Here is a 21,244-nt window from a genome sequence, read left to right as displayed (position 1 = left end):
GCGCGGCGCGTGCCGCATGCGAGCGGGTAAAGTGACTCGACCTCCTGAACCCGACAATGAGCGAGAGTCGAGGCCCACTCCAGCCGGACCGTCCCGACGTCGATCGCCCCTTCGAGGTCGACGCCCCCTTCGACCCGGCGGGCGACCAGCCCGAGGCGATCGAGCAACTGGCCGACGGGTTCCGATCGGGGATGGAGAAACAGACCCTGCTCGGGGTGACCGGTTCCGGGAAGACCAACACCGTCTCGTGGGTGATCGAGGAGATCCAGAAGCCGACGCTGGTGATCGCCCACAACAAGACGCTGGCGGCCCAGTTGTACGAGGAGTTCCGGAACCTCTTCCCGGAGAACGCCGTCGAGTACTTCGTCTCCTACTACGACTACTACCAGCCCGAGGCCTACGTCGAGCAGACCGACACCTACATCGACAAGGACGCCTCGATCAACGACGAGATCGATCGGCTCCGACACAGCGCGACCCGCTCCCTGCTGACTCGCGAGGACGTCATCGTCGTCGCCTCCGTGTCCGCGATCTACGGCCTGGGTGACCCGCGCAACTACGTCGACATGTCCCTGCGCCTCGAGGTCGGCGAGGAGATCGGCCGCGACGACCTGCTCGCACAACTCGTGGATCTGAACTACGAGCGCAACGACGTCGACTTCACGCAGGGCACGTTCCGGGTCCGGGGCGACACGATCGAGATCTACCCGATGTACGGCCGGTACGCGGTCCGCGTGGAACTGTGGGGCGACGAGATCGATCGGATGGTCAAGGTCGACCCGCTCGAAGGGAAGACCCAGGGGGAGCAGCAGGCGGTCCTCGTCCACCCGGCGGAGCACTACTCCATCCCGGAGCCGAAACTCGAGCAGGCGATGGACGAGATCCGGGACGACCTGGACTCGCGCATCTCGTACTTCGAACGCACGGGCGACATGATCGCCGCCCAGCGTATCGAGGAGCGAACCACCTTCGACCTCGAGATGATGCAGGAGACGGGCTACTGTTCGGGGATCGAGAACTACTCGGTCTACCTCTCCGATCGCGAGTCGGGCGAAGCGCCGTACACCCTGCTCGACTACTTCCCCGAGGACTTCCTCACCGTCGTCGACGAGTCGCACGTGACGCTGCCCCAGGTTCGCGGGCAGTACGCGGGCGACAAGTCCCGCAAGGATTCGCTCGTCGAGAACGGCTTCCGACTCCCGACGGCGTACGACAACCGGCCGCTCACGTTCGAGGAGTTCCAGGAGAAGACCAACCAGACGCTGTACGTCTCGGCCACGCCGGGCGACTACGAGCACGAGGAGAGCGAGCAGATCGTCGAACAGATCGTCCGGCCGACCCACCTCGTCGACCCGAAGGTCGAGGTCTCGCCCGCCAGCGGCCAGGTCGACGACCTCATGGCTCGCATCGACGAGCGGATCGATCGCGACGAGCGGACCCTCGTCACCACCCTCACGAAGCGGATGGCCGAGGACCTCACCGAGTACCTGGAGGAGTCCGGCGTCGACGTGGCCTACATGCACGACGAGACGGATACCCTGGAGCGCCACGAGATCATCCGCTCGCTCCGGCTCGGAGAGATCGACGTTCTCGTCGGCATCAACCTCCTGCGGGAGGGGCTGGACATCCCCGAGGTGAGCCTCGTCGCGATCCTCGACGCCGACCAGGAGGGGTTCCTGCGCTCGGAGACGACGCTCGTCCAGACGATGGGGCGGGCCGCGCGCAACGTCAACGGCGAGGTCGTCCTCTACGCCGACGATCCCTCGAACGCGATGGAGTCCGCGATCGAGGAGACCCAGCGCCGCCGGGAGATCCAGCGGGAGTACAACGAGGAGCACGGCCTCGAACCGACGACGATCGAGAAGGCGGTCGGCGAGACGAACCTGCCCGGGTCGAAGACGGACACCAGCGAGGTGTCGGGCCGATCGCTCGAGGACGAGGACGAGGCCGCCCGGTACATCGACGAACTCGAGGGACGGATGCAGGAGGCGGCGAGCAACCTCGAGTTCGAGTTGGCGGCCGACATCCGCGATCGGATCCGGGAGGTCCGCGAGGAGTTCGACTTCGACGACGAGGACGAGGGGATCGCGCCGCCGGCCGAGGAGTTCTGACAGGTCCGACCGGAAGACTTTCACGTGTCGTTCCGTGATCGGGTCACGGATGCGACGAACACTGCTCGTCGTGGCGCTCGCGGTACTCGTATCGATCGCCGGCTGTTCCGGATTCGGCGGCGAAACGGCCGATCCCTCGTCGGACGACGACGATCGGATCGACGCCGACGGCAACGGAACCGTCGAGTCCGAGGACCCGGCTCTCAACGCAACGAACACCGATCAGACGGTACGAATCGAAGTGAACGAATCGGTCGCCGGAAGCGAGTGGCAGTCCCTGACCGTGACGTACCCGCGCGAGAACTTCACCGTCGACGGTGCTCAGCACGATGCGATCGCGTTCGGCGTGGATACGAACGGCGACGGCGCGATCGACCGCGAATTCAACGAGACGCACATCAGCGGCGTCAACAACAACGACTACTCGTTCACCGTCGAACTCGACTCGGAGTACACGCTCGAAGCCGGCGACGTGATCGTCGCACAGTACCCCGCCGTGGACAATCCGACCGAACCGGGAGAGTACACGGTCGAGGCGACGATCAACGAGGCCCAGACGGCGGACGGGACGGTCACGATTGCGGCGAACGAAACCGCCTGAGCGTTCTCCTCACGACTTCCTCGTTCTCACTCGAATCGACGCCGCCGTCGGCACCGCGGACGTCGCGACCGGGTCGTCGGCCGATCAGAGCACCCCGAAGCCGAACTCCTGTAGGCCGAAGACGGGTCCCCAGAGCAGGTTGAGCGCGACGCCGACGACGACGGCGGGCAGGAAGTTGTAGATCGTCGCGACGATCGCCGCTCTGGCGTCGACGGCCAGCAACGGGAACAGGGCGTCGCCGTCCTGGGCGATCGCGTTGGCGGTCAGCGCCGAAAACGGGAGGCCGCCCTCGGCGTAGACGCTCGCCAGCAGGATCTGGGGGCCACACCCCGGAATGAGGCCGACGGCCGCGCCGCCGATCGGGGCGAGCACGCCCGCCGCGGCGGCGACGGTGGCGACGTTCATCCCCGTCAGGAGGACGGCGTACTCGTAGACGAGGAAGGCCACGAGCACCCAGACGGTGACGAAACTGGTCTCCATCGCCGCGTGGGTGAGCGTGTCGTAGGCCGACGAGAAGGAATCACGTGCGCGGGCGATCTCGCCCTCGCCGACGTAATGGCGGCCGACGCCGTAGAGATAGAGCGACAGCAACGCGCCGACGATGCCGACGACGGTGAACAGGCCGTCGAAGCCGGGACCGACTGCGAGCGCGACTTCGGGACCACCGCGGAGCAGGTAGAGCGTGCCGAGGACCAGCCCCGCGACGGCGGTGAGCCACCACGCGACGTGGGCTCCGTGTGAGAGCGGGGTGAGCACTCGCGACTGTCGATCGGGCCCCGATTCGTGGGCGTGGGTGGGGGCCGGGCCGCAGTAGTCGTGGGCGGGGTTGGGCCCGACGCCGCCGTTGACGACGGTCCCGCCGTCGGGCGTCGCGTCGGGCGAGAGCCGTGCGACGGCGGCGTCGACCCGCGAGACGCCGAGTCCGACGGAGTCGACGAGGTACCCCGTGGCGACCGACGCCGCGAAGGCGATCGCGTAGGCGTACAGGGCGGCTTCGGGCGCGAGCGCGAGGATGACGAACGCCGAGTCGCCGGCGGTCGCGCCCAGCGTCGCGACGACGGTCCCGAAACTGACGGTCCCGCGAACGTACAGCGGCATGACGACGATAGCACCGCCGCAGCCGGGAGTCAACCCGAGGATCCCGCCGAACAGCACCTGGAGGCGCTCGTTGTCTTCGATCGCCGCGAGTGCGGCGCCGTCGGTCCGGTACTGGACCAGCCCGAACGCCAGCACCGTCACCGCGACGAACGCGCTCACCTGAACGTAGCCGTCCCGCAACGATTCGAGGAGAACGACGAGGAGATCGTTCACGATCGATCACCCGGAGCGTTCCCTCGCCCGACCGTAGATTTAGACATATCTAAAAACGGGTTTAGCGCCGAAGAATAAATAAGTACTGGTGATCGCAGTTCCCACCGAATTCGCTCAGCAGCGGTCTCCGATCGGATTCGCGCGTCGTTCGATCGCTCGCGCGGGGAATCGACGCCCGACGCTCACTGGAGTTGATAGGTGCGCTTTCGTGTGCCGAAGCGGGCTGTTCGAGCGCGCTCGAGAGCGGTGACGATTCGGACGAAACCGACGAGCGCGATACCGGCGATGATACCATCGAGAACGACGAGGACGACGAGAGGATCGCCGACTCGACGTCCCTCGGCTGGGCGTCGTTCCAGGGCTCGTCCGGGAACACCGGGGTTGCCGGCCCGGTAGCTGCACTGCCGTCCGAATCGACCGGGCGCTGGGGGCTGTCGCTTCCTGGCGCGATCATCGACCAGGTCGCGATCGTCGACGGGACGGACGGCGGTCGACTCGACGCGTTCGAATAGCTCGATCTCGATCGACCGTCACTCCTCGTGGTCGTCCCGCAGGTGTTCGATCGCGTGCAGTTCCACCACGGGGACGACCTTCGCGACGAGCGCGAAGAACAGCGTCACCATGGCGATCGTCCCGACGAGCGACATGATCTCGATGAGGCTCGGGAAGTACTCGCCGGGCGTCGCCTCGTAGATGTCGAACGTCGGGTGCAGAAAGCCCTCGACGACGAAGAGAATTTTCTCCATGACCGTCGCGGTGAGCACCAGAATCCCGGCTGCGACGGCCCGTTTCTTCGTAAAGAGGCTCGGTCGGAGCGTCTGTGCGAAGATGTACGCGAGCACCGTAAAGACCAGCAACATCGAGGTCTGATAGATGGGGCTCCCGAGCCGTGCCTCCGCCGCGTGGCCCACGTCCACCGGGGGCTTGAAGAGGCCGGTGACGTTCTGCTGGAGCTGGAGCCAGAGGAACAGCAGGCAAAAGAACCCGAGCCACAGCAACAGGCCGCGGAAGATGTCGTCGGTGATGATGTGATCCCAGTCGTAGCTCCAGCGGAAGCCGTACGAGAGGAGGATCACGCCGCTGATCGCCGAGGTGAGCGCGATCGTGAGGAACTGCGGTCCCTGGACGCCGCCGTACCACGTCGGGTACGTCGGGATCACCGCGAACAGCCACGGAATGACGCCACCGTGGAGCAAGAGCGGGGCCATGATGATGATTGCCAGCGCGAGCCACCAGACCATCCGCTGGACGATCTCGTCCTCTTTCTCGGTGTAGCCGAGCGTCAGCCCCCTGTAGATCGGGTTCAGCCGATCCGGTAGGTCGTCACGCAGGCGCGTGACGTCGTACCGGACCGTCAACGCCAGGTACGTCGCGGTCAGCACGAAGTAGGCCGTGATGACCGTCACGTCCCACACCAGCGGCGAGTTGTGCACCGTGATGTGGTAGTGGCCCAGCACGCTGGTGACCATCCGATCGGGTCGGCCCAGGTGGATGATGATGTAAAAGCCCGCGGCGGAGAGTCCGCCGAGCGTCAGCAGTTCGGCGAGCCGGGCGACCGGCATGTACCGGTCCATCCCGAGGAGCCGAACGGCGGCCGAGAGGATGATCCCGCCGTGAGCGATGCCGACCCACCAGATGAACGCGCCGATGTACAGCCCCCAGGTCACGCCACCGCCGGTGCCCCAGTCCGAGAGGTCGGTGACCACGAGCCCTTGTGCGAGCTGGTATCCCCATCCGACCAGGAAGATCCCGAACAGCAGTCCGGCGATGGCGACCAGCGCGTAATACTTCGTCGACGTGTGTCTGATCGGACGGAGAATGTCCGCCTCACTCGGCGATTTCGTGGCCATGATGGGAGTTCTTCACTAACAGATGATAGCGAACCACTTGCTTCCGTCCGGTGAATTTGCAAGCCCCTTCATGTGGTCCTCCCGAACGTGGTTTCCGGCCCGCTCACCCGGTTGGCGCTCGAACGACGTCCGCAATCTCGGGAGCGCACACCGGCGGTGACGGCCTCCCGGTCCGTAAGCCAACTGTCGCTCCTCCCGACTCCGCTACAGTTCCAGCGTGTAGACCACTTCCCGGCGCTGTTTGCCGCCCATCTCGACCTCTCCCTCGCCGGTCTGTTCGAAGCCCTGTTCCTCGTAGAACCGCTGTCCCCCTTCGTTCGAGGCGAGGTCGATCGCCCGCATCCGTTCCATGTTGAAGTCCTGGAGGTCCTCCCGGAGCCGTTCGTGTAACTCCGTTCCGATGCCCTCCCCCTGATGGTTCGGGTGGACGGCCATCCGGAGGACGTCGCCCTCGTCGCCCTGGACGACGCCGTGGGTGAAGCCGACGATCTTTCCGTCTTTCTCGGCGACGAGGAACGCGGTCCCGGCCTGTTCCAGCGCCTGCTGGAGGGCCTCGTCGCCGTACCAGTCGTCGATCGTCTCGTCGATCGTCTCCGCATCGAGTTCGTCGTAGGTGTCGTGCCAGGTGGCTCGCGCGACCTCGCGGATCGCCTCGCGATCGTCGATCGAGGCTGGTCGGAGTTCCATACCCGTCGCTACGGTATCGAATACCAAAGTGGTTCCACCCGCCTCGTTGGGGAGGCCGCGCACGCCGGGGCGGCCCACCGCCAGCGATGCTCTCGGGCGACCGATCGGCCGCTATAGTAGCAACTGAACGTCAATGCACACCTGATCGCAGGACGGCTGTGCGATCAGTGTATAACTCGTTTCAGTTGCGACTATAGAGTTCGAGCGTGTAGACCGCTTCGGGGTAGAACTCGCCGTCGATCTCGACCTCGCCCTCGCCGGTTTTCTCGAAGCCGAGTCCCTCGTAGAACGCCCTGCTGACGTCGTTGAACGCGAAGTCGAACGATCGGACGCGATCGACGTCGTACTGCTCGATCGCCGCGAGCAACCGCTCGTGGAGGGCGGTCCCGACACCCTCGCCCTGATGGGCCGGGTGGACGTACATCCGGAGGATATCGGCCTGCTCGCCCTGGACGACGACGTGGGTGAAGCCGACGACGTCGCCGTCGCTGGACTGCGTCCGGCTACTCGTCGACGCGTCCCCCTCGGTCTCGGCCACGAGCACGACCGTCCCGGGCGCCTCGAGCGGCATCGAGTCGTCGGTGTACCAGTTTTCGACGGTGTCCTCGATCGTCTCGGCGTCGAGTTCGTCGTAGGTGTCGTGCCACGTCTCGCGTGCGACTGCGTTGATCGCCTCGAAGTCCTCGGGGGTCGCCGATCGGATCTCCATATCCGGTCATTGATAGTGATCGTACAAAGTCGTTCGTCAACCGCGAATTCTTCGCGAGCGGTTGATGTCGTCCCGCTCGGCGGGTATCTGCGCCCGATCCGTCTCACTCGCGGACGTCGAATCCGCGATCGCGAAGCAGGTCCGGCACCCGATCGCGATGGTCGCCCTGCAGTTCGATCCGTCCCTCGTCGACCGTCCCGCCGGTCCCCATCGAGGACTTCAGGTCCGAGGCGATCGACTTGATCTCGTCCGCCGGGAGGTCGAACCCCTCGACGATCGTCACCGGTTTGTCGTACCGGCGACTCTCAGTCCGGATCGACAGGACTTGCTGTGAGGTCTCGAGGTCGCCCTGGCTGTCGAGTTCGTCGAGCAGGTCGTCGAGTTCGTCCTCGTTCGACATGGTGTCACATACTCCGCTGGCGGGCATATTACTGTCCTTGCGCTCGCAACGGTCGGCTTCCCTCCGCGTGATTCGGCGCCACGCGGCGGTGACTCGCTCGTCCCGCTCGTCGTCACAGTCGCGATTTGATCGTCTCCGCAGTCTTTTCGCCGATCCCCTCGATGCTCCGGAGGTCATCGATCGAAGCCTCGCGGACGTTCTCGACGCTGCCGAACCGGCCGAGCAACTGCTTGCGCGTCTCGGGGCCGACGCCGGGCACGTCGTCCAGCACGGTCTTGACCTCGTCCCGGACCGTCTGGTGGTACTGGACCGCGAAGCGGTGGGCCTCGTCGCGCACCCGCTGGAGGAGGTGGAGATGCGGCGCGTCGGACGGCCAGGAGAACTCGACGTAGCTTCGCTTCGCTCGCGACGAACTCCCGCTTGTGGGAACCCGATCGGGCGCGATCACGCGCTCTTCTGCCTTCGCGAGCGCGATCGCCGGGACGTCCCAGCCGACCTCCGCGAGCGCGTCGCGAGCGGCCTCGAGTTGGCCCTCGCCGCCGTCGATCACCAGCAGGTCGGGATCCGGCCGATCGTCACGGCCCTCGACCGCACGAGCGGCGCGCCACGCGACGAGCGCCCGCATGTTGTCGTAGTCGTCGTTCTGGTCGGTCAACTTCTTCCGGCGATAGTCCGCTTTCTCGGCGCTCCCCTCGACGAACGTGACGTCGCTTCCGACGGCCGCTTTCCCCTGGGCGTGGCTGACGTCGAACCCCTCGATCCGCCGGGCGGCGTCGATCCCGAGCGCGTCCGCGAGCATGCCACACTCGTCCCGGCCACCGACGTTGCGGCGGGCGTTCTTGAGCGCGAGTTCGACCAGTTTCGCCTCGCGGCCCGCGCCAGGGACCCGGACGGCGACCCCCTCGGCGTCCAGCCACGCCGCGACCTCGTCGTCCCCGTGGCGCTCGGGGAGGAGCAACGCGTCGGGCAGGTCGCGCTCGGCGTAGTACTGGACGAGAAAGGCCGCGAGCACGGCGGGAACGCCCTCGCCGGCGCTCTCTGCCGGGGGCTCGACGGCCCCCGGCGCGTCCATCGTGTGCCGATCGCGATCGACCAGTTTGCCGTCCTCGGCGCGCAGGCGGGCGACGGTCGCGTCCTCGCCCTCGATCGCGACTCCGAGCACGTCGACGGCCCGTTCGTCGCCGACCGACTGGACTGCCTCGCCGCCCGCCCCGTGGAACGCCTCGACGGTCTCGAGTCGATCGCGCAGGTTCGCCGCGCGCTCGAAGTTCCGGTCCTCGGCGGCGGCCTCCATCTCCCGGCGGAGCGGATCGGCGAGGATCCCGGTCTCGCCCTCGAAAAACCGTTCGACCGCCGTGACGTCCTCGCCGTAGCTCTCGAGGTCGATCTCACGGGTACAGGGTGCGGTACAGAGCCCCATCTCGTAGTCGAGGCAGGGCCGATCGCGTCCCGCGTACTTGTGGTCCGAGCAGCCCCGGACGCCGTACGTTTCGCGCAGGGCTTTCACGACGGTCTCGACCTGTCCCTTGTTCGTGTACGGGCCGAATACCGTCGCCGACTCCGCCGGATCGCGGGTGATCTCGATCCGCGGGGCCTCGTGGTCGGTCACCTGGACCATCGGGTACGACTTGTCGTCCTTCAGCCGGACGTTGTAGCGGGGCTGGTGGCGCTTGATGAGGTTCGCCTCGAGCAACAGCGCCTGCGTCTCCGTATCGGTCACGGCGATCTCGATCCCGTCGGCGCGATCGACCATCCGCCGGATGCGCGCGCTCCGCGGGTCGGCGTAGGAACCGACGCGACTTCGGAGGTCGACGGCCTTCCCGACGTACAGCGTCGTCTCGCCCTCCTGGAACTGGTAGACGCCGGGCTCACGCGGCACCGATCGCGCCCGTTCGCGAACCCCGTCTGCGTTCATCGGCGGCCCTACGTAGCGAGCGGCTTTCAGCCTGACGTCACCGATTCGCCCCGTCCCTGCGGGTGACCTCACCGCCGCGATCGGGGTCGGGTGTCCCGCCACCCTCGTTCGGCCCGTCCGCGAGACCGCTCTCGCCCGATTCCGGCCCGATCGCGGCCTCGAGCGCCGGGACCGCGCCGGCCTCGAGATCGGCGTCCGTGATCGGCAGGTCGAGGTCGTCGTCGCCGGCGATCCGGAGGACCAGTCGGCGCGATCGCGAGTAGCCGTACCACAGGCCGAACAGCAGGCTGAGCACGAGCAGGAGGAATCCGCCGCCGAACAGCGCGAGTTCGACGCCCGTCAACACCGTCTCGGCGACCCGGAACGCGGTCTCGACGACGCCCGAGACCGGGCCGGTGCCGTCGACGTCGCCGACGATCCCGCTCGGATCGACGACCGTGGACGTCACGAGCAACGCGATACCGAGGACGCCGAACGCGAGCGTCCAGCCGGCGGCTGACCGGCTCCCGTCGTCGTCGACCGTCACGGACCGGACGTTCGGCCGATCGACGGCCCGGAAGTCCGCCCCGTCGCGCCCGGGGGTGAACGCGAGGACGCGGTGGGTCGTGACGACGACGATCGCCGACTCGAGTTCGATCCGCTCGCGCTCGCGTTCCCCGTCGAGGAGCAACTGATCGACGTGGTCCGTCCACTCCATCGTGTCGCCCTCGCTCCCCGATCCTCAAAGTTTGGCGGTGCTTTCTCGGGGTGGCGGCGCCGACACGGTACATTCTCGGTCCTCGATCCGCAAGGCCCGGGTATGAGTGAGTCGACGGTACGGTGCTGGCTCGTCGAACGCGAGTTCGGCGACCGCGACTTCGTGACGATCGTCTACGCGACGCCGGATGGGTCGCGCTACCAGCAACGCCAGCGGTCCTCGACGTCGCTTCGAACCGGGCCGACGGTCACGGCGGCGACCGAGATTCCCGAGGACGACCTCGAACCCGTCCCGGACGAGGACACCCGCGAACGGTACGCCGCGGAGGTCGAACGAACCGCTGAGCGGTACGATCCCGACGATCCGATCTGAAACCCGACCACTAATTCCTGCGCGAATACGGCGTATATCATTCCTGCAAGTGACAAACCTTATCGGCGAACGGTGTGTCCACACAGATAGCTATGCCCGCAATCACAGTCGACGACCTGACCAAATCCTACGGTCAGACCCTCGCCCTCGACGACCTCTCGTTCGACGTCGAGGAGGGCGAGGTGTTCGGCTTCCTCGGTCCCAACGGGGCCGGCAAGTCGACGACGATCAACGTCCTCCTGGATTTCGTCCGTCCGACCGCCGGGCAGGTCCAGGTCCTCGGCCTCGACGCGCAGGCACACAGCCGCGAGATCCGCTCGCGGACCGGCGTCCTCCCCGAAGGCTACCAGACCTACGATCGGCTCACGGGCCGCCAGCACCTCGAGTTCGCGATCGAGTCGAAAGGCGTCGACGACGACCCCCGAGCCCTCCTCGAACGGGTCGACCTGGCCGACGCGATCGACAAGAAGGCCGGCGGCTACTCGAAAGGGATGTCCCAGCGGCTCATGCTCGCGATGGCGCTCGTCGGCGAACCCGACCTGCTGATCCTGGACGAGCCCTCCACCGGCCTCGACCCGAACGGCGCCCGCGAGATGCGCGAGATCGTCCGCGAGGAGAACGAGCGCGGCGCGACGGTGTTCTTCTCGAGTCACATCATGGAGCAGGTCGAGGCGGTCTGTGACCGCGTCGGCATCCTCCGCGAGGGCGAGATGGTCGCCGTCGACTCCGTCGAAGGGCTTCGCGACTCCGTCAGCGGCGGGGAAGCGCTGCGAGTCACCGTCGATCGGATCGACGACGAGGCTCTGCACGCGGTGCGCTCGCTCCCCGACGTGAGCGACGCCGGCGTCGAGAGCGAGAATCCGCCGACGATCGTCGTCCAGGTCAACGGGTCGAAGACCGCCGTCCTCTCGACGCTCGAAGACCACGGGATCGAGGTCGCGGACTTCTCGACGACCGAGGCCTCGCTCGACGACGTCTTCAAGTCCTACACCACGGGGGTGCAAGCATGAGCACGGAGACCGCCGGCGGGTCGCGAGCGACCACGACCCCGTCGAGTTCGATCGATCCCGACAGCATCCGCGCGATCGCGAAGAAGGACTTCCAGGACGCGGTCCGATCGTGGCTGTTCATGGGCCTGAGCCTGTTCTTCTTCATGATCCTGGTGATTCCCACGGTGATCCTGTGGTACACCGGGGCCGACCTCGCCCAGGCAGGGGCGACGACCGAGGGACTCATCGGCCTGACCCACAACGTCACGCGCCTCGTCATCCCCGTGATCGCGCTGGTCCTGGGCTGGAAGGCGATCGCGGGCGAACGCGAGTCCGGGAGCATCAAGGTGTTGCTCTCCCTGCCTCACTCCCGGAAGGACGTGTTGCTCGGCAAACTCATCGGCCGAGCGGGCGTGCTGTCCGTCTCGCTCGTCACCGGCTTCCTCCTGGCGGCGGCCATCGTCGCCGTCCTGTTCGGCGGGTTCGACGTCGTCGACTACGTCGGATTGCTCCTGGTCTCGATCCTCTACGGCGTCGCCTACACCAGCATCGCCGTCGCCATCTCGTCGTTCGCGCGCTCGACGACCCTCGCCGGCGCGTTCGCGTTCGGCGTCTTCGTCCTCTTCTACATCGTCTGGGAGACCGTCCTTAGCATGGCCAACCTGCTGGTCCGGCTCGATTACCTCCCCGGCACCGAGTACACGGTCACCGGCCCCGACAGCCAGACGGTCGAGTTGACCCGGCCACACGACGTGTTCTACCTGTTCAACAACTTCGATCCCGGCGTCGCCTATCGGAACGTCCTGACGCTTGCCACCTCGGTCGCCGAGCGAAATCCCGAGGCCGTCCAAAACGTCGAAGCGGCGTTCGGCGGGAACGTCCCGTTCTACATGCAGGACTGGTTCGCGCTCGTCGTCCTGCTGTTCTGGATCGTCGTTCCGATCGCCGTCGCGCTCTACCGGTTCGACAAGGTCGATCTCTGAACGCGTCGATCTGCGTTTCGACGCTGCGGTCCGTTCTCGGGAGTGCCGTCGACTCCCACGCACGATCCGACGCGACGTTTAGGTACCGGTCCGTGGTACTGGCGCTATGACCGACTGCATCTTCTACGGCGGGAAAGGCGGCGTCGGGAAGACGACCTGCGCGGCGGCGACCGGACTCCGACTCGCCGACGAGGGTCGGGATACCCTCGTCGTCTCGACCGATCCGGCCCACTCGCTGGCGGACTCGTTCGGAACCCCGATCGGGCCGGAGCCGACGGCGATCGACGGGGTGGGCGACGGTGCGGCCACCGACGCCGACGGGTCGAGCGGCCTGTGGGCCGTCGAGATCGACCCCGAGACCCGCAAGGAGCGGTACGAAACGCTGGCGCGGGCGCTCGCGGCCGATCTGCGAAGCGCCGGAATCAGGCTCGACGAGGAGGAGGTCGAACGGATCTTCGCCGCGGGTGCGCCCGCGGGGAGCGACGAACTCGCGGCCCTCGACCTGCTCGTCGAGTACGTCGACTCGGGCGCGTGGGACGTCGTCGTCTTCGACACCGCGCCGACGGGCCACACGCTTCGGCTGTTCGACACGCCCGAGGTGATGGGGCTCGCGCTCGAGACGACCCGATCGCTCCGGGGGCAGGTCCGCCGGATCGGCACCGCGGCCCGCAGCGCCGTCCTCGGCCCGATGGCCGCGATGACCGGCACCGATCGCGACGAGGACGACCTCGTCCGGTTCCAGGACCGCCTCGAGCGCGCCCGCGAAATCCTCCGCGATCCCGAGCGCACGACGTTTCGCGTCGTCACCCATCCCGAACGGATGGCGATCGCCGAGACGGAGCGACTCGTCGACCGCCTCCGCGAGGCCGAGATCCCGATCGATCGCCTCGTCGTCAACCGGGTCTTCGAGGACCCGACGGAGGGCTGTTCGCGCTGTCAGTCCCGGCGGGAGCGTCACGAACGCCGCGTCGGCGAGATCCGGGAGACCTTCCCCGATCTCGCGGTCACGATCGTACCCGAACTCGAGGACGAGGTACAGGGACGTGAGGCGCTTGCGGCGATAGCTGATCGGATCGGGGAGTCGTCAAAATTGCGATGAGAGGGCCGGTTCGGAAACGATACACTGGCCGTTCTATGGTACTACAGGAGCGAACGACCAATATGCTGCCCGCCTTCGTATCATTAGAAATTGAATACTAGCGAACCTTATACCGGGTTCCTGCGTGGCCGGCATCGCAGCCGGCACGGTACGGATCGACGTGAACTCCCTCGAGACGCACCTCGGACGGGGAACTCGTCACCGCGATCGGGATCGCCGTCCCGCTCGTCGCGATCGTCGGCACCCAGGTCTTCGGCTGGAAGTGGGGCGGCGGTCAACTCGTTCCGACGATCCTGGGTGTTCGCCGCGGCGATCTCCCTCGTCGTGGTCGGCAGTCGGATCGGCTAACTGTCACTCGCGTCGGCTGCGACGCCTACTCCAGGTCGATCCCGTATCCCGCGAGTAACTCACGAAACTCCGTCTCGTCGACGATCGGGACGTCGTTTTCTTCGGCGTCCTCGCGTTTCGTCGCGCCCGGGTTCTCCCCCACGACGAGGTAGTCCGTGTTGCCCGAGACGCTTCCCGTCGCGTTGGCCCCGTGTGCTTCGACCGTCTCCTGGGCCTCGCTGCGCGTGACGCCCTCGAGCGAGCCGGTGAAGACGAACGTGAGTCCTTCGAGTTCGTCGCCACCCGTCTCGAGGTCGGACTCCTGCGGGGAGACGTGTTCGAGGATGGCGTCGACCGCCTCGGCGTTGGCCTCGCTCGTGAAGAACTCGTGAATTTGCTCGGCGACGGTTGCGCCGATTTCGTCGACCCCCTCGAGCCGATCGGGGTCGGCCGCGGCGGCCTCGCGGAACGCCGCGAACGTCCCGAACTCTCGGGCGAGTTCGCGAGCCGTCGCCGGTCCGACGTGGGGGATCCCCAGCGCGGAGAGGAAGTCCGACAGCGGTGGCTCGCGGCCTGCCTCGATCTCGGCCAGGAGGTTCTCGGCGCTGGTCTCTCCCCACCCGTCGAGTTCCGTGAGGGCCTCCCGATCGAGTTCGTAGAGGTCCGCGATCGATCCGACGAGCCCGGAATCGACCAGCTGGCGGACGCTCTTCTCGCCCAGCCCCTCGAGATCGAGGCCGTCGTCGCTCGCGTAGTACTCGATCGATCGCCGCAGCTGGGCGTCGCAGGCCAGCCCGCCGGTGCAAAAGGCCATCGGGCCGTCGCGCTCGATCGGGCTGTCACAGACGGGACAGCGGTCCGGGAGTTCGTAGTGGCCGTCGCTCCCCTTCTCGACGACCTCCTCGACGTAGGGGATGACGTCGCCCGCGCGCTGGACGCGCACGGTGTCGCCCACGTCGACGTTTTTCGCCGCGATCTCTTCGGGGTTGTGGAGACTCGCCCGCGAGACGGTGACGCCGCCGACGTCGACCGGATCGAGCAGGGCGACCGGCGTCACTCGTCCCGTTCGACCGATCTGGACCGCCACGTCGGCGATCGTCGTCACCTCCGATCGGGCGGGGAACTTGTAGGCGTGGGCCCAGCGATCGTGGCGGGCCGTCCGCCCGAGTTCCTCGCGCGCCTTGCGGTCGTCGACCTTGATGACGACGCCGTCGATCTCGTAGGGCAGGTCGTCGCGCGCGTCGAGCATGCGGTCGCGGTAGTCGATCGCCCCCTCGACGTCGTCGACGACCGCGACGCGATCGTTCACCCGCAGTCCCCAGTCGGGGAAGCGCTCGAGTTCCGCGCGGTGGCTGTCCTCGAGGTCGCTCGCGTCGAGCACGTCGAAGAAGAAGACGTCGAGCGGGCGCTCGGCGACGATCGAGGGATCGAGCTGGCGGATCGTCCCCGCCGTCGCGTTGCGCGGGTTCGCGAACGGGTCCTCGCCGCGTTCGATCCGCTCGCGGTTGTGCTCCTGGAAGGCGTCCTTGGGGATGTAGACCTCGCCGCGAACCGCGAGGAAATCGGGGTGATCGCCGTGGAGGCGCTGCGGGACGGAGCCGATCGTCCGCGCGTTCCGGGTCACGTCGTCGCCCTCGCGGCCGTTGCCGCGGGTGACGGCCCGCTGGAGGCTCCCCTCCTCGTAGACGAACTCCATCGAGACGCCGTCGAACTTGGGTTCGCAGACGTAGTCGACCGCGACCGCGTGTTCGTCGGCGCTCGCACCCCCGCGTTCGCGCAACTCGCGCCGGACGCGCTCGTCGAACTCCCGCACGTCGTCGGGATCGCCGCTCGCGTCGATCGAGAGCATCGGCGCGACGTGTTCGACGGTCTCGAACTCCTCGATCGGTTCGCCGCCGACGCTCCGCGTGGGACTGTCCGGGTGCGCGAGACCGAACTCGTCCTCGAGTTCCTGCAAGCGGGTAAAGAGCGCGTCGTAGGTCCGATCGGCGACGATCGGATCGTTCTCGACGTAGTAGCGGCGATCGTGCTCGCGGATGGCATCGCGGAGGAGTGCGACCTGCTCGCGGGCCTCGTCCTCCGAGAGGTCCTCGATCGGCTCGAAGTCGGTCGGCGGATCGCGAAGGTACGGGTTCGTTTCGTCCGCGTTCCCGTCGGCGAGAGACATTCGTTGGTCGAACGTTACGGTGCCGCCCCGTTAACAGTATTGCAGTCGCTTCGCCCGGCGGTCATCCGAACCGAGACGCAGCGCGAGAAACCCCGACGCTCGCGCCGGAGAGAGTCCTCATCCCCACGGACTGTCGCCGATTTCGGCGCGAATCCGCGGCCCGACCGCGACGCGACAGTCCGCCTGTGCCAGGGCGATACACAGCAGGACGTAGCCGTCCGCGTGCTCTCGCTCCGTCAGCGCCGCCGGCGGGCGTCGGTAGTCGAACGCCGTCGCGGCGTCGATCGATCGGCGGTCGCCGGACTCCGCGTCGTCGGCGTCGGCCCTCTCTCCGCTGGCGGCGACAGAATCGTCCCCGTCGACCGCGAGCAGTCGACCCACGCAGGTCGTACAGGTCCCTTCCCGACAGTCGTACGGTAAGCGAATCCCTTTCCGCAGGGCCGCCTCGAGCACCGTCTCCCGGGGCTCGACCGTCACGGCGTCGCTTCGGCCGTCCGGCCACTCCAACGTCACGTCGTGGCCGGTCATCGCCCGGTCCTCGGTCGCCGTCGTACGTTCACGCTCTCTACGTCCATACCGTCTCTACGGCGGACGGAGGGAAAAGACTGTACGCGCCCGAACCGATCGCCGCTTTCCCCTCCGACGTCACTTCCAGGGGTTGTCGACCAGTTCCGTCTGTACCCGCGAGCCGACGGCGACCCGAGAGTTCGCCCGCGGGCTGGCGATGCACAGGAGTACGTACCCGTCGTCGCGGTGGCGCGGTTTCAGCGCCCGTGGTTCGCGCCGGTACGCGAACGCGTCCGCGACGTCGATCGGCGTTCCATCCGCGTCGGTTGCGTCGTCGCCGCTCTCCGTCCCCTCGATCGCCAGCAACCGGCCCACGCAGGTGCCGCACGCGCCGGTCCGACACCCGTACGGCAACGAGACCCCACTCCGCCGCGAAGCCTCGAGCACCGTCTCGTCTTCGTCGACCTCGATCGTCCGCGTCGGGCCGCCGATCCGGTCGAGGGTGACGTCGTAGCGAGCCACCGCCGGGCTCACTGCCAGACGTCGCTCGTGCAGTCGCCGTCGGGCCAGCGGATTTCGTGGGCGCGGGCCGGACCCGCCGGGCACTCGCCCCAGTCGACGAGGAAGTCTTCGTCGAGGGTCATCGTCCCGTCGCGTGGATCGACGTCGGCTTTCAGCATGACCGATCCGCGCTCGGCTTCCTCGGGGTAGAACTGGTCGTCCCACGACGAGAACAGCGACGTCGTGAAGTAGAGGCGCTCGCCGTCGAGCGAGAGCTGGAGCATCTGCGGGCCGGCGGCGAGTTCACGCCCCTGGACCTCCTGCACCTCGCCGAAGGTACCGCCGACCGAGAGCGAGTCGGCCCGTCGCGGGTTCGCCGGGTCCGAGACGTCGTACATCCAGACCTCGCCGTGGAGCCAGTTCGAACCGAACAGGTACCGATCGTCCATCGAGATGAGGATGTCCGTCGGGAGCGCGGGGACCGGCATGTCCCAGTCGTCGTGCTCGCGACTCTCGAAGTCGATTGCCTTCTCCGCGTGATACTCACCGTTTTCTTCCCAGAAGTGGAAGATGTTCGACGACAGCGCGGCCCCGACGAACCCGTGGGTCGACTCTGGCGTGTGGAGGAATCGGACTTCGAGCGGGATCAGTCCCTCCTCGCCGAGGTCGATCGTCTGCTCGACGGTGCCGTTCTCCCAGTCCCAGAAGTGGAGCCGCTGGCCGTAGTTGCCGGCCTCGACGTCGTCGAGGTCGAAGCCGGGGTAGTACGTTTTGGGGGCGGCCCACTCGCTCGACACCATCACGTTCTGGCGGGGCTGGTACCAGTAGTCGTAGTTCATCTCGATCTCGCCCGGCGGCTCCCACCGGCCCTCGATCTCGAAGTCGTCGTTCAACTCGAGGAATCCGCCGGGGAGGTCGCCGTCGGCGTCGCCGAGCATACTGATCAGGATCTTCCCGTCCGGAACGCAGTGGACCGTGTGCGGAGCCGAGAGGTCGTACTCGAAGACCTCCTCGGGTTCGATCACCTCGACCAGTTCGGGGTTCCGGCGGTCTTTCGTGTCGATCACGTGGAGCCGCGAGGACCGCTGGCCGGGGACGATCAGGTGGCGCCGCTCCAGCCCCTCGACGTGACAGGACGAGGAACAGGCGTTCCACCCGAAGTGGTGGAGTTCGTCCCCGCGATTGGGCATTTCGATCCGATCGACGATCTCGCAGTACGTCTCCGAGTCGGGATCGAGGTCAACGACCGATACGAAGTCCGGTTCGTCGACGTCGGTGCCGACGTAGAGGCTCATCACGTACGCCAGTTTCTCCCGCTCGCTCTCCTCGATGGCGGCCTGCGGCGTCGAGTAGCCAGGTCCCTCGTGGTCGTGGTGGTGTTCGTGGCCGTGGTCCGGTTCGACGTCGTCTGTTGTGCTAGCATCACTCATGGCCTGACCCACCACGAGCACGAAAATAAGTCTAGCCGGGGCCGTGACTGGAGCGGGTGGGGGAGCGATGCCCGGGGACAGTCGCCGTCTTCGATCTCGAGGGGCCGCCCGACGCAGGTGATCTCAGTCGACGGACGGCGTCGTGGCCGTCTCCGGCGCCGATTCCGCTTCGGGGTGCTCCTTGTAGAAGATCCGCCACCCGGTCGCGCCCATCAGGATCAGCACCAGCGGCGAGAGGATCCCGAAGAAGTAGTACGGGGCGTACTCGATCACCGGCACGCCGAGTGCGGACGCCATGAAGACGCCGCCCGATCCCCAGGGGACGAACGCCGACGTCGTCGTCCCGGACGCTTCGACCGCTCGAGAGAGGTTTCGGCTCTCGAGGTCGTACTCGTCGTACAGGTTCTGCAGGGTCATGCCGGGAACGACGATCGCCATGTACTGCTCCGCGGCGAGGAAGTTCATCGCGATCGTTCCCGCGGCCGTTCCGGCCGTCAGGCCCGCGACGCTACTGACTGCCCGTCCGATGTGGTACGCAAGCGCCGCCAGCACGCCGGTTTCCTGCAGGATCCCGCCCAGCGCCAGCGCGGCGACGACGATCGAAACGACCCACACGGACCCCGAGAGGCCGCCGCTCGCGAGCAGTTCGTTCGTGAGGTCGACGCCGGTTTCGGGGCTCGTTCCGTTGTGGACGGTTTCCCAGGCGGCGGCGAAGCCGACCTCCTGGACCACGGTGCTGACCCCGACGCCGGCGAAGATGCCGGCTCCCAGCGACGGCAACGCCGGAAACCCGTAGAACGCGAGCGCGAACGTGATGACCAGCGGGAGGAACGTGATCGGCGAGATCACGTAGCTACTCGCGAGCCCGTTTTGGATCTCGGCGACGCGATCGACGGGAACCGTCCCGCTCGCGCTCAGGCCCAGGAAGACGAACAGCACGAGCGAGATCCCGAACGCGATCAGGGTGCCGGGGCGCATCGCCCGGATGTGGTCCATCAGTTCCGTGTTCGTCACCGCAGCGGCGAGGTTCGTGGTATCCGAGAGCGGCGAGTTCTTGTCGCCGGTGTAGGCCCCCGACAGCACGGCCCCGGCCGTCATCGCCTCCGAGATCCCGAGCCCGGAGCCGATCCCGATCATGGCGACGCCGAGGGTTCCGGCCGTCGTCCAGGACGACCCGATCGCGAAGGCGACGACAGCCGAGAGGACGACGGTAAACGGGAGAAATATCTGCGGCGACAGGAACTCCAGTCCGTAATACATGAGCGTCGGGATCGTCCCGGAATCGATCCACGCCGAGATGAGCATGTAGATGACGAACAGGATGAGAATGGCCTGTAGCCCCGTGAGGATACTCCGACCGATACCGTCGTAGAGTTGTTCCCAGGAGTAGCCGAAGTAGTACCGTCCGAGTAGCCCCGCGAAGGCGATCCCCCACAGCAGCGGCATCTGTGGGTCCATCTCCAGCCAGATCATCCCGACCGAGAGGAACAGTATCATCCCCGCGATCGGAACGAGCGCCTCCACCAGGGACGGTCGCTTGTCCGGGGGGATTTCGTCGTACGTTTTCGGGGTAAAGTCCAGTACCATGAAAGCGTCTCGTCCGTGTTTCCTACAGCGATATAAATATGTCCCAATTCGAAACCCTACATCGCAGTGACCGGTACGACTCGCCGACCGGACCCGGTACTTTACCCGTTGGGACGCCTATGATCGAGTAGATGGGAGAGGGAACGGAATTCGGACTGGTCGACCTCGAGGAGGTCGACACGCCGGGCGACGAGTGGGAGGAGATCGACGTCTCGGATACCGAGGCCGATCGGATCGCCCGCAAGCGCGATCGGGAGTTCGAGCAGTTCGAGGAACGGATCACGGACGCCGACCAGTTCAAGGTCGAGCAGTCGGTGTTCGACGACGCGACCTTCGCCGCGCTCTACAAACTCGTCCAGGACGGCTACGTCGAGGCGTTCGGCGGCCCCCTCTCGACGGGCAAGGAGGCCAACGTCTACCACGCGCTGGGCGACGACCGCGAGGTCGCGGTCAAGATCTACCGGATCAACGCCTCGAACTTCCGGCAGATGCGAGACTACCTCGAGGGCGACCCGCGCTTCGAGGGCCTGGGCGGCAAGAAGAAAGACGTCGTGCTCGCCTGGACGAAGAAGGAACTGGCGAACTTAGAGCGGGCCAGACGGGCCGGGGTCCGGGTACCCGAACCGATCGCGTCGGAGCGCAACGTCCTGGTCATGGAGTACATCGGCAACGAGGACGGCCGCGCGAAGCGACTCGGCGAGGTCCACATCGAGAACCCCGACACCGCCTACGAGGTCATGCGGGAGTACATGCGCCGGCTCTACTCGGCGGGGATCGTCCACGGCGACCTGAGCGAGTACAACGTCGTCTTCCACGAGGGCCAGCTCGTGGTGATCGACCTCGGGCAAGCGGTCACGGTCCACCACCCGAACAGCCGCGGCTTCCTGGAACGGGACTGCCGGAACGTCGCGAGTTTCTTCTCCCGGCAGGGGCTCGACGCCGACGCCGACGAACTGCTCGAGTTCGTGACGAGCCCCGATCCGGACCCGTCGCGCGAGTGA

Annotated in this window: 20 protein-coding genes and 1 pseudogene; 9 read left to right on the top strand and 12 right to left on the bottom strand. The window is 66.8% G+C overall.

Features of this window, described 5'->3' with window-relative positions; translation table 11 throughout:
• Positions 1-56 precede the first annotated feature (56 nt).
• Together uvrB and AC6I6X_RS06520 are read left to right on the top strand one after the other, a co-directional pair.
• Entirely contained in the window at positions 57-2,111 is a 2,055-nt protein-coding gene (gene uvrB / locus AC6I6X_RS06525; RefSeq protein WP_497929712.1) for an excinuclease ABC subunit UvrB, read from the top strand.
• A 49-nt stretch (positions 2,112-2,160) separates the two neighbouring features.
• Positions 2,161-2,712 carry a hypothetical protein gene (locus tag AC6I6X_RS06520; protein ID WP_497929711.1) on the top strand — a complete coding sequence of 184 codons (552 nt, stop codon included), beginning with the start codon at positions 2,161-2,163 and terminating at the stop codon, positions 2,710-2,712.
• 84 nt (positions 2,713-2,796) lie between these two features.
• On the opposite strand, the gene AC6I6X_RS06515 is transcribed toward AC6I6X_RS06520, so the two are convergent.
• Positions 2,797-4,023: a putative manganese transporter gene (locus AC6I6X_RS06515; RefSeq protein WP_497929710.1), complete on the bottom strand. Its 1,227-nt coding sequence runs from the start codon at positions 4,021-4,023 to the stop codon at positions 2,797-2,799.
• 191 nt (positions 4,024-4,214) lie between these two features.
• Here AC6I6X_RS06515 and AC6I6X_RS06510 point away from each other — a divergent pair, with 191 nt between their 5' ends.
• A complete protein-coding gene (locus tag AC6I6X_RS06510) occupies positions 4,215-4,535 on the top strand; it encodes a hypothetical protein (protein WP_497929709.1) in 321 nt (106 codons plus the stop codon).
• A gap of 18 nt (positions 4,536-4,553) precedes the next feature.
• Here AC6I6X_RS06510 and nrfD read toward each other — a convergent pair whose 3' ends face one another.
• The 6 genes from nrfD to AC6I6X_RS06480 all read right to left on the bottom strand — a co-directional run bounded on the left by nrfD (position 4,554) and on the right by AC6I6X_RS06480 (position 10,281).
• Positions 4,554-5,873 (bottom strand): NrfD/PsrC family molybdoenzyme membrane anchor subunit, encoded by a 1,320-nt coding sequence (gene nrfD / locus AC6I6X_RS06505; protein ID WP_497929708.1) that lies wholly within the window; start codon positions 5,871-5,873, stop codon positions 4,554-4,556.
• Between the two features lie 204 nt (positions 5,874-6,077).
• Positions 6,078-6,560, bottom strand: a complete 483-nt coding sequence (locus AC6I6X_RS06500) for a GNAT family N-acetyltransferase (RefSeq protein ID WP_497929707.1) — start codon at positions 6,558-6,560, stop codon at positions 6,078-6,080.
• A 181-nt stretch (positions 6,561-6,741) separates the two neighbouring features.
• A complete protein-coding gene (locus tag AC6I6X_RS06495; RefSeq protein WP_497929706.1) occupies positions 6,742-7,269 on the bottom strand; it encodes a GNAT family N-acetyltransferase in 528 nt (175 codons plus the stop codon).
• A 103-nt stretch (positions 7,270-7,372) separates the two neighbouring features.
• Positions 7,373-7,669 (bottom strand): SUI1 family translation initiation factor, encoded by a 297-nt coding sequence (locus AC6I6X_RS06490; RefSeq protein WP_497929705.1) that lies wholly within the window; start codon positions 7,667-7,669, stop codon positions 7,373-7,375.
• A 112-nt stretch (positions 7,670-7,781) separates the two neighbouring features.
• A complete protein-coding gene (locus AC6I6X_RS06485) occupies positions 7,782-9,584 on the bottom strand; it encodes an excinuclease ABC subunit C (RefSeq protein WP_497929704.1) in 1,803 nt (600 codons plus the stop codon).
• A 37-nt stretch (positions 9,585-9,621) separates the two neighbouring features.
• Positions 9,622-10,281: a hypothetical protein gene (locus AC6I6X_RS06480; protein ID WP_497929703.1), complete on the bottom strand. Its 660-nt coding sequence runs from the start codon at positions 10,279-10,281 to the stop codon at positions 9,622-9,624.
• 102 nt (positions 10,282-10,383) lie between these two features.
• Between AC6I6X_RS06480 and AC6I6X_RS06475 the strand changes: the two genes are divergently transcribed.
• The 5 genes and pseudogenes from AC6I6X_RS06475 to AC6I6X_RS06455 all read left to right on the top strand — a co-directional run bounded on the left by AC6I6X_RS06475 (position 10,384) and on the right by AC6I6X_RS06455 (position 14,072).
• On the top strand, positions 10,384-10,653 hold the full coding sequence (locus AC6I6X_RS06475; protein WP_497929702.1) for a DUF7967 family protein: 270 nt from the start codon (positions 10,384-10,386) through the stop codon (positions 10,651-10,653).
• 92 nt (positions 10,654-10,745) lie between these two features.
• On the top strand, positions 10,746-11,663 hold the full coding sequence (locus AC6I6X_RS06470; RefSeq protein WP_497929701.1) for an ABC transporter ATP-binding protein: 918 nt from the start codon (positions 10,746-10,748) through the stop codon (positions 11,661-11,663).
• Positions 11,660-12,625 (top strand): ABC transporter permease, encoded by a 966-nt coding sequence (locus tag AC6I6X_RS06465; RefSeq protein WP_497929700.1) that lies wholly within the window; start codon positions 11,660-11,662, stop codon positions 12,623-12,625. Before AC6I6X_RS06470 ends, AC6I6X_RS06465 begins: the two co-directional genes overlap by 4 nt.
• A gap of 106 nt (positions 12,626-12,731) precedes the next feature.
• Complete coding sequence (locus AC6I6X_RS06460) at positions 12,732-13,724, top strand: ArsA family ATPase (RefSeq protein WP_497929699.1); 993 nt, start codon at positions 12,732-12,734, stop codon at positions 13,722-13,724.
• 206 nt (positions 13,725-13,930) lie between these two features.
• Positions 13,931-14,072 (top strand): annotated as a pseudogene (locus AC6I6X_RS06455) (multidrug transporter).
• Between the two features lie 25 nt (positions 14,073-14,097).
• Here the strand turns inward: AC6I6X_RS06455 and ligA are convergent.
• The 5 genes from ligA to arcD all read right to left on the bottom strand — a co-directional run bounded on the left by ligA (position 14,098) and on the right by arcD (position 20,243).
• On the bottom strand, positions 14,098-16,218 hold the full coding sequence (gene ligA, locus AC6I6X_RS06450) for an NAD-dependent DNA ligase LigA (RefSeq protein ID WP_497929698.1): 2,121 nt from the start codon (positions 16,216-16,218) through the stop codon (positions 14,098-14,100).
• A gap of 117 nt (positions 16,219-16,335) precedes the next feature.
• On the bottom strand, positions 16,336-16,746 hold the full coding sequence (locus AC6I6X_RS06445) for a 2Fe-2S iron-sulfur cluster-binding protein (RefSeq protein ID WP_497929697.1): 411 nt from the start codon (positions 16,744-16,746) through the stop codon (positions 16,336-16,338).
• A gap of 117 nt (positions 16,747-16,863) precedes the next feature.
• Positions 16,864-17,247 carry a 2Fe-2S iron-sulfur cluster-binding protein gene (locus AC6I6X_RS06440; RefSeq protein WP_497930488.1) on the bottom strand — a complete coding sequence of 128 codons (384 nt, stop codon included), beginning with the start codon at positions 17,245-17,247 and terminating at the stop codon, positions 16,864-16,866.
• A gap of 8 nt (positions 17,248-17,255) precedes the next feature.
• Positions 17,256-18,656: a selenium-binding protein SBP56-related protein gene (locus AC6I6X_RS06435; RefSeq protein WP_497929696.1), complete on the bottom strand. Its 1,401-nt coding sequence runs from the start codon at positions 18,654-18,656 to the stop codon at positions 17,256-17,258.
• A 123-nt stretch (positions 18,657-18,779) separates the two neighbouring features.
• Positions 18,780-20,243 (bottom strand): arginine/ornithine antiporter ArcD, encoded by a 1,464-nt coding sequence (gene arcD / locus AC6I6X_RS06430; RefSeq protein WP_497929695.1) that lies wholly within the window; start codon positions 20,241-20,243, stop codon positions 18,780-18,782.
• A gap of 131 nt (positions 20,244-20,374) precedes the next feature.
• Between arcD and rio1 the strand changes: the two genes are divergently transcribed.
• Entirely contained in the window at positions 20,375-21,244 is an 870-nt protein-coding gene (gene rio1, locus AC6I6X_RS06425; RefSeq protein ID WP_497929694.1) for a serine/threonine-protein kinase Rio1, read from the top strand.

This window comes from Halosolutus sp. YCN4, from assembly GCF_059736495.1.
This window is presented reverse-complemented; position numbering and strand designations above follow the sequence as displayed.

Coding starts and splice junctions, on each gene's coding strand:
- uvrB (WP_497929712.1), top strand. CDS start 57: ATGAGCGAGAGTCGAGGCCCACTCCAGCCGGACCGTCCCGACGTCGAT.
- AC6I6X_RS06520 (WP_497929711.1), top strand. CDS start 2,161: ATGCGACGAACACTGCTCGTCGTGGCGCTCGCGGTACTCGTATCGATC.
- nrfD (WP_497929708.1), bottom strand. CDS start 5,873: ATGGCCACGAAATCGCCGAGTGAGGCGGACATTCTCCGTCCGATCAGA.
- AC6I6X_RS06500 (WP_497929707.1), bottom strand. CDS start 6,560: ATGGAACTCCGACCAGCCTCGATCGACGATCGCGAGGCGATCCGCGAG.
- AC6I6X_RS06495 (WP_497929706.1), bottom strand. CDS start 7,269: ATGGAGATCCGATCGGCGACCCCCGAGGACTTCGAGGCGATCAACGCA.
- AC6I6X_RS06490 (WP_497929705.1), bottom strand. CDS start 7,669: ATGTCGAACGAGGACGAACTCGACGACCTGCTCGACGAACTCGACAGC.
- AC6I6X_RS06485 (WP_497929704.1), bottom strand. CDS start 9,584: ATGAACGCAGACGGGGTTCGCGAACGGGCGCGATCGGTGCCGCGTGAG.
- AC6I6X_RS06480 (WP_497929703.1), bottom strand. CDS start 10,281: ATGGAGTGGACGGACCACGTCGATCAGTTGCTCCTCGACGGGGAACGC.
- AC6I6X_RS06475 (WP_497929702.1), top strand. CDS start 10,384: ATGAGTGAGTCGACGGTACGGTGCTGGCTCGTCGAACGCGAGTTCGGC.
- AC6I6X_RS06470 (WP_497929701.1), top strand. CDS start 10,746: ATGCCCGCAATCACAGTCGACGACCTGACCAAATCCTACGGTCAGACC.
- AC6I6X_RS06465 (WP_497929700.1), top strand. CDS start 11,660: ATGAGCACGGAGACCGCCGGCGGGTCGCGAGCGACCACGACCCCGTCG.
- AC6I6X_RS06460 (WP_497929699.1), top strand. CDS start 12,732: ATGACCGACTGCATCTTCTACGGCGGGAAAGGCGGCGTCGGGAAGACG.
- ligA (WP_497929698.1), bottom strand. CDS start 16,218: ATGTCTCTCGCCGACGGGAACGCGGACGAAACGAACCCGTACCTTCGC.
- AC6I6X_RS06445 (WP_497929697.1), bottom strand. CDS start 16,746: ATGACCGGCCACGACGTGACGTTGGAGTGGCCGGACGGCCGAAGCGAC.
- AC6I6X_RS06435 (WP_497929696.1), bottom strand. CDS start 18,656: ATGAGTGATGCTAGCACAACAGACGACGTCGAACCGGACCACGGCCAC.
- arcD (WP_497929695.1), bottom strand. CDS start 20,243: ATGGTACTGGACTTTACCCCGAAAACGTACGACGAAATCCCCCCGGAC.
- rio1 (WP_497929694.1), top strand. CDS start 20,375: ATGGGAGAGGGAACGGAATTCGGACTGGTCGACCTCGAGGAGGTCGAC.